This window comes from Bacteroides mediterraneensis, from assembly GCF_025993685.1.
In the GTDB taxonomy this organism is placed as follows: domain Bacteria; phylum Bacteroidota; class Bacteroidia; order Bacteroidales; family Bacteroidaceae; genus Phocaeicola; species Phocaeicola mediterraneensis_A.
On sequence record NZ_DAJPEN010000001.1, the window covers coordinates 1,884,624 to 1,896,806 of the forward strand.

9 protein-coding genes are annotated in these 12,183 nt (G+C 43.3%); 1 reads left to right on the plus strand and 8 read right to left on the minus strand.

All coding sequences use genetic code 11. From position 1 onward, the window contains the following. Positions 1-9: 9 nt before the first annotated feature. Together OIM59_RS08010 and OIM59_RS08015 are read right to left on the minus strand one after the other, a co-directional pair. On the minus strand, positions 10-1,284 hold the full coding sequence (locus OIM59_RS08010; protein ID WP_299172114.1) for a S41 family peptidase: 1,275 nt from the start codon (positions 1,282-1,284) through the stop codon (positions 10-12). Between the two features lie 22 nt (positions 1,285-1,306). Next, positions 1,307-3,388, minus strand: a complete 2,082-nt coding sequence (locus OIM59_RS08015; protein WP_303896063.1) for a hypothetical protein — start codon at positions 3,386-3,388, stop codon at positions 1,307-1,309. A gap of 282 nt (positions 3,389-3,670) precedes the next feature. Here OIM59_RS08015 and OIM59_RS08020 point away from each other — a divergent pair, with 282 nt between their 5' ends. After that, positions 3,671-5,224, plus strand: a complete 1,554-nt coding sequence (locus tag OIM59_RS08020; RefSeq protein WP_303896064.1) for an ATP-binding protein — start codon at positions 3,671-3,673, stop codon at positions 5,222-5,224. On the opposite strand, the gene OIM59_RS08025 is transcribed toward OIM59_RS08020, so the two are convergent. From OIM59_RS08025 to OIM59_RS08050, 6 genes are all read right to left on the minus strand, one after another. Further along, positions 5,175-5,615 (minus strand): hypothetical protein, encoded by a 441-nt coding sequence (locus OIM59_RS08025; protein ID WP_303896066.1) that lies wholly within the window; start codon positions 5,613-5,615, stop codon positions 5,175-5,177. The two genes, OIM59_RS08020 and OIM59_RS08025, sit on opposite strands and share 50 nt — an antisense overlap. A gap of 307 nt (positions 5,616-5,922) precedes the next feature. Then, positions 5,923-6,399 (minus strand): hypothetical protein, encoded by a 477-nt coding sequence (locus OIM59_RS08030; RefSeq protein ID WP_303896068.1) that lies wholly within the window; start codon positions 6,397-6,399, stop codon positions 5,923-5,925. A 233-nt stretch (positions 6,400-6,632) separates the two neighbouring features. Then, the gene (locus OIM59_RS08035) at positions 6,633-7,007 is read right to left on the minus strand and encodes a hypothetical protein (protein WP_303896070.1); all 375 of its coding nucleotides are present in this window, start codon (positions 7,005-7,007) and stop codon (positions 6,633-6,635) included. A 164-nt stretch (positions 7,008-7,171) separates the two neighbouring features. Then, complete coding sequence (locus OIM59_RS08040) at positions 7,172-7,969, minus strand: DUF4377 domain-containing protein (RefSeq protein WP_303896071.1); 798 nt, start codon at positions 7,967-7,969, stop codon at positions 7,172-7,174. 265 nt (positions 7,970-8,234) lie between these two features. Continuing rightward, a complete protein-coding gene (locus OIM59_RS08045) occupies positions 8,235-10,547 on the minus strand; it encodes an outer membrane beta-barrel protein (protein ID WP_303896073.1) in 2,313 nt (770 codons plus the stop codon). A gap of 271 nt (positions 10,548-10,818) precedes the next feature. Next, complete coding sequence (locus OIM59_RS08050; protein ID WP_303896075.1) at positions 10,819-12,177, minus strand: retropepsin-like aspartic protease; 1,359 nt, start codon at positions 12,175-12,177, stop codon at positions 10,819-10,821. Between the last annotated feature and the right edge of the window lie 6 nt (positions 12,178-12,183).

The window sequence follows — 12,183 nt, forward strand, 5'->3', positions numbered from 1 at the left end:
AACGGTTTATTATTCGTAAAATTTAGAAATACTGATATAATAATCTATCTTTGAATTGGGCAAAGTGAAAGGCAGATAATTACCGAAATAGACGGCAGGACAACCAGTTTCACCCTCCACGCGTGCAATGCCCAAATTCCTCATTGTGTGCGCAAAAGTAGAAGCGCCGGAATAAGTCTTGTTGTTTACCAGAATGGTTATCTTTCCGTGATATAGATTTGTTTCTTCCAAATTACTATTGACTGGAGTACCTTTTATTTCAAAAAGTTCTCCATCTGGCAAATGGCAAATCTGACGGAATATCTCCGGATGTCTGTCTTTATTATAGGCTTTAGAATATGCACTGACCTTTAACTGGCTTTTAGAATACATTGTATAGCCAGGATGCGGGAAATAAGAAACGAGTCTTTCCACGCACTTACTTGAACCGCCTGTATTATTACGCATGTCAATGACTATCTCCGGTATTTTTCTGCGATTTATTTCCTTAAAAACAGAATCACAGAACTCCTTCAACTTCGTTTCCTGATACACATTACGAATAGTAAGAATTGCTTTTGTATCATCGGAAGAAAACTTGCAGGTGAAACTTTCGGACTGGACCTGAGACTGCCTTTCCTTGATGACCTTCAAAGCCACGCTTTGCGGCACTCCTTCCAAACGTATCTCTTTAATTTTATCACCATGCTTTACCACAAATACATACGATTCGCTCCATTTGTACATGTACCATAACAACGGAGACCAATAGGCGTTAACACTGCCTTCTTTTACTCCATTATCCTTCTCCGAACCCCAAAGGCCATACATCCCCTCAAGTATATCTTTTGACCTGATACCGTTGATGCTGAGAATCGTATCACCTTCGCTTATTCCGGAATTATCAATCACTGGATAATCTACAATAAAGACATCTCCAGTCGCTTTCATTCGTAATGGCATGGTATTGCCATCTTTCTTTGCATGTGCAATGAGGTCATTGGTAATAGGAGGCAGCATCATGCTATGCCCATCCTTTATCTTAGCCACAAAAGGAGCTATTTTCAGATAAAAGTCGGATATGCTGATAGAATCAGTCAGGGATGCCTTAATCATTGCTTTATTGTTTTCATACTCTTCTCTTGACTGATAGAGATAAAGTTCCGGATGCACATATTCCAATTTTGCACATAAAGTGTCAAAATCAGCCATTTGCTGGGCAGGACTTAATTGTTGTCCGAATGTGGGAATTATTGCCACCGTATAAAAAACGATAAGACTGCTTATTATATTCTTCATTCTCATTTCTAATATGTTTATCCTATGACTAAAAAGACTTCAGCAACGAACTGTTTATCGTCCTGTCCACCTCCTGTCTCACCTTCTTCGTCTGGCGGCCGAAGTCGAGGGTGTAGGCCAGTTTGATGTGACAGTACCGGCTGTTTGTCTTGAAATCTTCGTCCGAATAGTACGCGTAGAGTGCATGCTGGAACGTCTTTCTGAACTTCCGGTCGGTGAAAGGAGACACAAGATTGACCTCCGCAAAGAAATTCCCTTTGCTATACGTACATTCCAGTTCGTAATTGACGGGAGTCTCTTCTATACCCAGCGAAGTAGTATTGACGATTTTGTTTCTGAAATTGATATAGGGAGAAAGGCTGAAATCCCCCAGATAGACATTGGCATTAAGGTTACCCGTCAGGTTACGGCTGCCGAAATCGCACACGGAGTGGACAGACGTATAGTTGTATCTTATATCGCCCGACAGACTGAACGTCCGGTTGAACGTGTGCGAGGCCGCCAGTATCGCCCCATAATAGTGGATGTTCCCGCGGTTGGTAAACGACTTGACGAGATAGGTATCCTCTGCATAATAGTCGTGGACCACCGGATTATGCTCCAGCTTGTACTGGAGGATGGCCGAAAGCCCCGTTTTCTTTATCTTGCCGGAATAATACAGGTATGAATTGAATGAGCGTCCCACTTTCAGATAAGGATTGCCCGTCTGCACCAGGTAAGGATTGAGTCCGATGCGGGCCTGGTTAATGAGGTCCATCCCGTAGTTGTAATTGTTATAGGACGAGGACCATAACAGCATCCCACTTTTCAGCTGATACTGGAAGTTGAGAACGACACGCGGCGACAGCTTACTGAGTTTTTCACTGCCGTGAAGCCGATACTGGAGCCAGTCCACCCCCACTCTTGACCGTAGCGACAGCTTCGGGGTAAAGGCATAATTGTAGGAAAGGAAAACCAGCGACTCGTTCTTCCAGAGTGACTGGTCCAGCGGATGGCTGCCTGCGTATTGCGCCTTCCACACATGATGGAAATCGAACAGTTCGACCGAAAAAGAATGTTTCTCCTTGGAGTAGTTGTAGAGGGCAGACAGTTGGAAACCTCCGGCATTTTCCGACTCATAGGAACCCGATTCAAAGTCCGGCTCCCTGTAAGTCCGGTTGTACAGGTTACGGGAATAGGTACCGTGCAGACCGAAAGTAAAACTTTGCGTTTGGGAAAGAGGAAGAGTACCCGTGAGGTCCAGCTTGGGCGACAGGCTCTTCTGGTCGGTGGAAGTGGTGAATGCGGACACCTCTTCACCCGTGCGGACGGTTCCGGCCACTTCGCTGCGGGGAGAAGCATTGTTTATCAGCGACAGTTTCCCCACGATATACCGTCCTGCCTTCTGGTGCTGCAAGCGGAACTGCACATACTCGCTGTGCCTGGAATAGGCTTCATCGGAACCGCTTGTCCGGTCGACCGGCTGGCCGGACAAGGCATAATGTTCAGCCATCCCGGTCCAGTTACTGCCGACATCAAAATAATTGGCTCCGGCAAATACGGAACAGGTCGTATGTTTCCGGTTGAGGCTCGTGGCAAGATTGTAATCGCCATGCGTATATCCAATTGTCTGCAAGCCATCCCACTGCACGTAACCTCCCGCCTTGTATTCCTTCAGTATGAAATTGACGACAATCTGGTCTTTCGCATATTTCCCGGTCGGATTGTCATGATATTCAATCTTTGCAATGTCTTTCGGACGGAGCATCCGGACATCCCTCTCATCGGCCGGTTGCCCGTTGATATAGAACGACACGGGCATCCCCATTGCCTCGGCCTTGTTCGACTGCGTATCGACAATCATGCCCGGTATCATCAACCGTTTCAAAACCCCATATCCGCTGTTGGACGATTTTTTCTGCTGGGTGTTGGGATATATCACAAGATGATTGTCCACACGAGTGACATTCGATGCCACAATGGTCACTTCGTCCAAGGCGACCGTCCGGCTGATGGAATCATTGGACGAGGTCTGGGCAGTCATGCCAAGCGGAAACAGCAGGAAAAGACTGCTCCCTATTGCCTTCATCGCATATTTACCTATACTCATGGGTTGTATCTGTTTCTTCATGGCGCATCCCGTGATAAGAAAATGATTATTCTTTTTCTACAAATGTATAGAATATTCAGAATAAAACCCTCTTTCCCCTTTAAAAAACCTCCCCCATCTGACGGTCGCCCTCCTATTTTCAAATGAACAGTGTTCCATCCGTTTATCAAAAACGAATCATTGAGAAACACAAACCCTCAAAAAAGAAGAATTCCCGGCCAGATTTTCCATTTCCCGTTTCCCGTTTGTTTGAATGTTCGTCTAAAATGACTACATTCGCAGTAGAATCAAAATCCAGTGGTTATGAGCAAGCTATATCCGGTAGGAGTGCAGAACTTTGAAGGCCTGATACATGACGGCTATGTGTATGTGGACAAAACCGCACAAATCTATGAATTGTTTAATACAAACAAATACTATTTCCTGAGCCGTCCGCGACGTTTCGGCAAGAGTCTGCTGTTGTCCACCCTCGAAGCCTACGCACAGGGAAAGAAGGAGCTTTTCAAGGGACTGGCGCTGGAAAAACTGGAGAAGGGCTGGACAGTGTATCCGGTGCTGCACCTGGATTTGAATACACAGAAATACGATTCACCAGAGTCGCTGACCAATGTGTTGGAAGAGAACGTACGAAACTGGGAAGCGCTCTATGGAGCTTCCTCTGCCGAGATTGGGATGGCCCGGCGTTTCCAAGGCCTCATCCGCCGTGCATGCGAGCAGACAGGCCGCCGGGTGGTGATTCTCATCGATGAATACGACAAGCCCATGCTGCAGGCCATTGGCAACGAAGCTTTGCAGAACGAGTACCGCAGCACCCTGAAGGCGTTCTACGGGGCGTTGAAGTCCATGGACGGCTGCATCCGCTTCGCCCTGCTGACGGGAGTAACCAAGTTCGGAAAGGTCAGCGTATTCAGCGATTTGAACAACCTGATGGACATCTCCATGGACGACCGCTATGTGGAAATCTGCGGCATCAGCGAGAAGGAAATCCATGCGTATTTTGAAGAAGATATTCACGCCCTGGCCACAGCTACAGGGATGACTTACGAGAAAGCGTGTGCGGAACTGAAAGCCAATTACGACGGCTATCATTTCACGGAAAATGCCGTGGGCATGTACAATCCGTTCAGCCTGCTGAATACTTTTGCAAAGAAAAAGTTTGGCAGCTACTGGTTTGAAACGGGTACGCCCACCTACCTCGTCGAGCTGCTCAAGCTCCACCATTATCCGATAGAGGACCTGGAACATATCGTCACCAGCCAGCCGGTGCTGGACAGCATCGACACAGCCTCCACCGACCCGATTCCGGTCATCTACCAGAGCGGCTACCTCACCATCAAGGGCTACAACAAGATGTTCGAGAACTACACGCTGGGATTCCCCAACCGGGAAGTGGAACAGGGCTTCTTCAAGTTCCTGCTGCCCAACTACGCGTCGGTGAGCGTGAGCAAGTCGCCCTACCAGATTCAGTGCTTCGTGGAGGAAGTGATGGCGGGCAAGGTGGACGATTTCTTCGACCGCCTGAAGACGATGTTCGCCTACATCCCTTACGAGCTGGCCCGCGACCGCGAGGTGCACTACCAGAACATCCTGTACATCATCTTCAAGCTGATGGGCTTCTACGTGCAGGTGGAATACCACACGAGCCGCGGACGGATTGACCTGGTGCTCCAGACGCAGGACTACGTGTACGTCATGGAATTCAAGCTGAACGGCAGTGCGGACGAGGCGCTGGCACAGATTCGGGAGAAAGGTTATGCCGCTCCTTTTGCCAAGGACAGCCGCACGGTCTATCGGATTGGTGTCAACTTCAGTGACGAGCTGCGGAACATTCAGGAAGTGAAAGTAGAAGCGCGATGAGTTTTTCCCCATCTTTCGCATACAGATAGACCTTCTTTCCTTTCTGGAGGGTCAGGCATACGTTGTACCACCCATGGCGCGCATTGAACCGGGTGGAGTCATAATGCACTGCTTGTACGATATCGTGTAAGACCAGCGTCTTCAGAAGGACGTAAGGGGTACGTATTTGCAGTATCTCCTTCCCTACGACGTAATAAGTGCGGCTGTGCATCCAGCTGATGAGAATTCCGCTCAGCATATAGGATGAATAAGGGTACAGGAAGTCTGCTTCCTCCTTAGAGGATTGGGTGATTAGGTTCAGGAGGCAATAGAATATCAGTCCTCCGAGGACCCACCACAGGATGATGTAGCCTCCATACATCCATCTGTTTTTAAGTCTGAAATTTTCCATCTTGTGTGAAGTGAGAAATATCATTTGTTGTATAATGACAAATATAAAAAATAGGCGGAAAAATGCTCCAATGCCTGTCTTTTTATTGTAAAATTAGAGCTTTTTCAGAAAGTGGTATAACGCGTGACTATCCTGTAACAATTTTCGCTATACTTATAAAATAATCCAATCATTATCAGCACCTTATCTTTTTCACTTTACAAAAATTACATCATCGAGGTTAGTGATGTACTACTTGCTGATGGGTTTTTCTACATTTGAGGTGACACGAGTTGTCAAATGATTGCATAGATTCAATTCAGGTGAACTATACGCCATCCTGCTCTGATATGATGGAGTTCTCTATAAAGATGTTTTTGACAGCCTGAAGCAGTTTCTCTTTTTCGAATTTCTTCAATTTGCCCGGATATTTTAAGTTCTTTAAAAAATCTATGAATGAAAGGGCCAGATATTTGAGACATTCTTCTTTCGTAGTCAACTTAAAATAACTTTCAAAATCCACCACAAAATCTGCCGTGAGACATTTATACAATCTTACCTCAGGAGTTACAGAACCTCTATATTTAAAAGTTTTATCCTCATAGTATTTAGGGCGTTGTGCTTGAGAAAATTGAGCGAACACCGGTGACTCACATTTAAGCCTTATACATATTTCTTCCACTAAATCAGAGTTAAATCCAAGTAACCCTTTTGATAGTACGCTCTCAAATGCATAGAGTGCATCTTTATAGAAGCTAAAACTTGAAAGCTCTCTGGAAATTACTATTGCTAACGATGTTTTCATACTTTATCAATTTGCTTCAGAAACATACAAATATAGTTTTTATAATTGATTTGCAATTATAGAGATGAATTAAATAAGCTACCATCAATCGTTTTTCTCACTTCACGAGAATGACTTCATTAAGGTAGTGGTGTATTGCTTGTCCCGTCAATGGTTTTGGAATGAGTATGTGATTTTACATATACATGCTTGCGTGAGGGATGTTTGCCCCCTGTATTTCTGATACAGAGGTATTAGACTCCCCAATTATGATATAGAGAAACTAAAACATTCTCTGGCATATCATGATTACCGACAACAAAATAATACTGAACTCCTGTTTCCATGTCTTTAGCATTCATGGTGGCAGGAGAGACTTCCCTTGTCTTCATGTTTTCAATCTGCTCTCGCCCATTCCATCCTAATAGGATCTTTAAAGCAAAAAAAGTATTTTCACTTGTACCTGTCAAATCATATTTATAAAATGAGTTGAAGTTAGAAAGTTGTTTTCTTGCAAGTATTGTTTTTTGTACACAGACTTTTGTCCATGAGTCCTTTTTGTGTTCCTTTCGGTTATTAAAGGGTTTCTCTCCATGGAACGGATAAGCCGGAAAGGGAGACGTACACATCAGACGGACGTTCTCGGGAAAACGAAGAAGCGTCTGGCCAATTTCTTACGCAACTTTGAAAAACCGTTCCTTTTTCATATCTTTCCGAACGAGATTTATCTTAAAATGTAAAAGAAAAAGGGAGAACCATTCGGTGTTGCACTGTCAGGTTCTCCCTTAAATATTTATTGTTTCGTTATTGTAAATTCTAATTTCTGAAGTCCGTCCATATACACATTGACAAGAATGAGCGCATAATGGACTTTTTCACCGGATTTCATGGATAGAATGTCATTAAATTCACTTTCCGGTATGGCTTCCTTGAACATAGGATCGTTTCTCACCAGTCGGAGTTCATCCGTAAAAGGTGACAAGACGAATGAATAGATGGCCATATAAGGTACTTTTTGGAATTCAATCCAATTCGGATCATCTTTAGGTAGTACGTCTTCTATCCAGAGCCGGGCCATGTCATAAGGCGGCAAACGGTCTCCGTTATTATATCTTATATTTCCTTCGCTGTCAACCAGCAGCTCTTTTTCCATTGCATACTTATTGAAAGGACATTTATCGTAATATACAATGTCTTCTTCCGTTTTGATTTCTTTATCTTCTTCCGGTTCTTCCGATTCGGTCATCAATCGGTCTTCAAGAACTCTAATAAGTGAATATGTGCGGTCTGAACCATCTGTTGGAGGATTTGCAAGGATGGTCCGTTTTACCGAAAGGTAATATTCATGTCCTCCTTCGTATGTAAATCCTTCAATTCTTCCGAAGGCAAGCGGTTCCCATACACCGGGATTGTCTTCAGACATAACAAGCATACACTCTACTGGAGTATCACTTCCCCATGGTATGTACGTACCTGTTTCGGCAGAAACGGACATCTTGATTTCATTTACAATGTCATGAGGCTCATCTTTGCTACACCCTACAATGAAAAGAGCTGCAAATAAAAGACAAGAGATTACAATTCTGTTCATACTCATTACTCGTTTCTATATTTTCCTTACCTTGCAAATCATCGTCTCTAAGTATATTAGAAATTTGATTTTTGCTTATTTCACAAATATATGAAATAAATTTATAATCAATGAAATATGAAGAATATATTAATAGTAAAACATGTAGTTATATGATTGCGTTCTGCATTACGTATATTCAGGAATATACAGGACTGAGATAGCAAAAAGGGAGAATCTTTCAGCGTATTGCCGGCGGATTCTCCCATTTTAATTCTTGAAGCTATCAATTTCTGTTCAGTATTCCTGAATCTTTATCTTTATTCTGCATCTTCAGTTTCACGCCTGACTTGGACTTTCCGAATGAAAAATTGTAAGCAAGATTTATATATACCATATTGGCATTGTTGATGATTCTCTCGGTTTCTGTACGTTGCAGAAGCAATGTTCCTGATACGGATGTAACCTGTTTCCATGAATCATAGAACGGGTATCTTATGCCTCCGGTAATGGTCAGGTTCTTGACTGGCTTGTAAAACAGTTCTGCCGATGCCATACTTGGTATGTTTTTCGTCGTCTGTCCGATAAGGGATTTTTTCTGAGTCTGGAAAAACAGCTGCAAGCCCCATTTATTGTAAGCAAGATATATTGACGGAATAATCGAATAGCCCGTATGATTCCACCGTGAATCGCCCAGTCTGTTTATCTGATGGAACACTTCAGAGTACAGTCTCAACCTGAGTATATTGTTTGAAAACGGGTACCATTGCAGAAACAGGCTGGCTTTCATGTTCTGAGCGTTGTCCAGGTTACCAAATGTCTCAATGATGTTTGTATCATCCGATTGGAAAATCGGTGCGATGGCATCTTTTGTATATGAATATCCCACCTCAGCATTGATTATAAATTTCTTGAAGCCTTTGAAGTATGACAGCAACAGATTGTGATTGTTGCTCGGGGTCAAATTCGGATTTCCCGCGAATAAATAATTGGGATCCTTGAAATAAGGATTGTAAGTGAGTGAAGACACTGACGGGTTTTCAGTGTTCACCTCATAATTGAACATCAAATCCGAACTCTGGTCTATGAAATATCCCAATTTCACCTGCGGGCGGAAATAGGTAAAGTTGTAGGCCTTGTTTTCAATGGTGGTAAATATATTGTTGTTTACACCGGCGCTTATACTGTAATTGAATCTTTCTCCCAACATTCCCGTTATTCCTAAATAGGAATAAATTTCATTGGTTGTTATTTTGTTGTTTGAAGGCAGGTTGTTCTGAACGCTGTTATTGTACATATATCTGGCTCCCACATACAGGTTCGTCTTCTTCATTTTATAGTTATAAAGAGCCTCGCCGATAACGGAGTATTTATCCGTATTTATGACCGTTGCCGTCTCAAAATCCGTTTTTTCATCCAACAGTTCCTCGTATTCATAGTCATAGTCTGACTTATAGTAAGTACCGACAAGATTCATTATCAGCTCATGTTTGGAACCGAATGATTTACTGAAATACATATCCATAACCGGACTGATGTATTTGTCTCTGTCTGAACTTTCACCGGTTTTAATGGATTCCACGTCATTTATTCTTGACGTGATGTCCTGCATTGAGGAACGTCTGCGGTTCAATGAGTTGAGTGACAGTTTTGCACTGAAGAGATAGTTGTCCGTTTTCGAATTGTTGAAGCTGATTTCAGCCATCTGCTGTTCATAGGCATACGGGCTGTTGCGTCCGCTTTTTGTCTTTTGGTAATCTGTTTCCCCGACAGAATATGCCATTTCTTCATCCAATACCCTTTTGTTATAGTTCCTGTAATTGATATTGTATGTTACGCCTATCTGTGAATTTCCCCAGTTGTATTTGAAGTTGACCACATTGTTGCCGAAGCCTGTGGTCACAGCATTCTGGGTATTGATGCCGACAGAACCTCCGTCCTGCTTTTCTTTGGTCACAACATTTATGACCGCTCCCAATCCCATATTGGAGTATTGGATGGGCGGTTGTGTGTAATAGTCTATTTTTGCAATGTTCTCGGGCGATATGACAGAGAGGTCAGCAGGAGTTGACGGAACCCCGTTAATCAGGATCTTTACTGCCTTGCCGTCAATTGATGAGACACTCTGGTCAAGAACCTGTATCTTGGGCAAAAATTCCAATGCGGACAATGCACTGCTGTATTGTCCCTTTTCAGCATTGGTCAATTTATATTCTTTCTTGTCGGCAAATCTTTTCACCATGCTTGCAGTTACGACGACCTCTTCCAGATTCATGGAACTTTCCTGCAGGCGGATTATTCCCAAATCAGTAGTCTTGTCCAGTTTCAGATCTTGATGATAATTCGAGTAGCCCAAGAATGAGATTTCAACACCATAATTCCCGGACTTCAGTCCTTCTATGGCAAATTGACCTTCACCGTCCGTGGTTCCTCCTTTGTAATAAAGAGAATCCGATTTAGATCTGATTACTACAGAGGCCCCAGTTATAGGCTGTTCCTTGGAATCTTTCACCACACCCTTGACAGTATGTTGGGCCCATGCCGGTATTGTACACATGATACTGCAAAGCAGCAAAAAAATAAGTTTCAATCTTCTCATGACGGATAGCTGTTTTTTGTACAAAAGTAAGGTTCAGCAAGAAAAAGCAGCTATAAAAAGGCTGACATTTTACTGACATCAGCCTGACAATCTATTATAGGCTTTATATCTTAATTTAATGCTATCTACAAATAGATAACAATCCACACATTCACAGTGTTACATTACTATTTTTGTTCCTCAGAATCATAGATTAAATAATAAAAAAGGGAGAATCTTTCGGCGTATTGCCGGCGGATTCTCCCTTAAATTCTATTGAAACACAATGTGCTTACTGTTTCTCTGCAAATGGGATGGCCTCCATGTACATATCCTTTAAGTTGATAATCACTTTTGAGAACTGTTCCAGGGCGTTCAAACCAAGCACACCGTCTTCTGTACCATTAGAAAAGGCAGTTGTCTTTAGTTGTCCAGTATGCAAATCAATGCCCGTATTCACCTTGATAGAGTCAATCGTTGCGGTGCCGTTTCCTATCTGAATTTTCATTTGCGGTAACTTGTAGGTGCGGGTAATTGCCACGCCCCCTATTCCAGCAACGCGCAGTGAATCGGGCACCCCTGCGGCATCCACCTCTTGACGGTGACGGTTATACCAGGTAGGCTCCATATTAGTGTAATAAAAACCTGTGTCAAAAAGAAAATAGAGAGGATGTCCGGTTTCATCCACTGTTTTTAATTGCAACAATTCATTATCTGTACCTATGAGGTTGCTTTTGCCCAGCGGATTTGGAGTCGGTGTGGCAGGAATAATAAGTTCTCGGTGGGCAAAGTCTAACTGAATTTCCTGCATACAAAACATGACAGGAAGTCCGATGACAGGGGGAAGCTGGTATTTTTCATTAAACTTATCGGCCTCTTCATGTCCGGTATGAGTATCAATTACAGCAAAAGGAACATTTACCCAGGTCATTCCGCCGATACGTAATGTATCTGCGATAGCATATCCCCCCTCTTTCAAACCTCCAACACCTGCCACGGTAATGTCGGTATCCAAAGAACGCAATCCATATTCCTTTGCCAATTTGGGAGTTATCAGGTTTCTTCCGGCTCCTGTATCGAACAGGAAACGCCCTTCTTTTCCATTGATGCTTCCGTCCATTTCAATGGAGTGTTGCCCACCTTTGTTTGCAAGCACCATCGGAATACGGTATTCACCCGATTTATGAAGCGGCCGATAGAAAGGACCGCAAGCAGCCAACGCACGATACTGCTGTGCCTGAGCTTTATATGGTTCGGTTAGGGTGCTATCAGTTCCCATTGCGGTCAGTTGGTCATAGAGATTCTGAAGAAGATCGGCTGCATCATTGTAATGCCCGATTCTTGCCAGATTAGTACTTAACAGAATAACCATGCTCATGGTTTGATCCCCTAACTCTTGTTGATGATTGTTCAGCAAATCAGCAAGTACGGTACATGCCGAATCCGGTCGGTTAAAATAATGATGCGTCATGGCAGTAGCCAACTGGCGTAAAAATGGTGATATGGAATCGGCAGGAGTTGTTTTCAATGCCTGTTCCAGCTCAAACCAATTACTTTCATTGATAAGTTGTCCGACTCGTACATCGACATTCTGCGCTTGTATGCCCAGAGAAACGAGCAAGCAGAAAATAGTACAAATTTTTTTGAACATAATCAT

Coding starts and splice junctions, on each gene's coding strand:
- OIM59_RS08030 (WP_303896068.1), bottom strand. CDS start 6,399: ATGAAAACATCGTTAGCAATAGTAATTTCCAGAGAGCTTTCAAGTTTT.
- OIM59_RS08025 (WP_303896066.1), bottom strand. CDS start 5,615: ATGGAAAATTTCAGACTTAAAAACAGATGGATGTATGGAGGCTACATC.
- OIM59_RS08050 (WP_303896075.1), bottom strand. CDS start 12,177: ATGTTCAAAAAAATTTGTACTATTTTCTGCTTGCTCGTTTCTCTGGGC.
- OIM59_RS08015 (WP_303896063.1), bottom strand. CDS start 3,388: ATGAAGAAACAGATACAACCCATGAGTATAGGTAAATATGCGATGAAG.
- OIM59_RS08010 (WP_299172114.1), bottom strand. CDS start 1,284: ATGAGAATGAAGAATATAATAAGCAGTCTTATCGTTTTTTATACGGTG.
- OIM59_RS08045 (WP_303896073.1), bottom strand. CDS start 10,547: ATGAGAAGATTGAAACTTATTTTTTTGCTGCTTTGCAGTATCATGTGT.
- OIM59_RS08040 (WP_303896071.1), bottom strand. CDS start 7,969: ATGAACAGAATTGTAATCTCTTGTCTTTTATTTGCAGCTCTTTTCATT.
- OIM59_RS08020 (WP_303896064.1), top strand. CDS start 3,671: ATGAGCAAGCTATATCCGGTAGGAGTGCAGAACTTTGAAGGCCTGATA.
- OIM59_RS08035 (WP_303896070.1), bottom strand. CDS start 7,007: ATGTGTACGTCTCCCTTTCCGGCTTATCCGTTCCATGGAGAGAAACCC.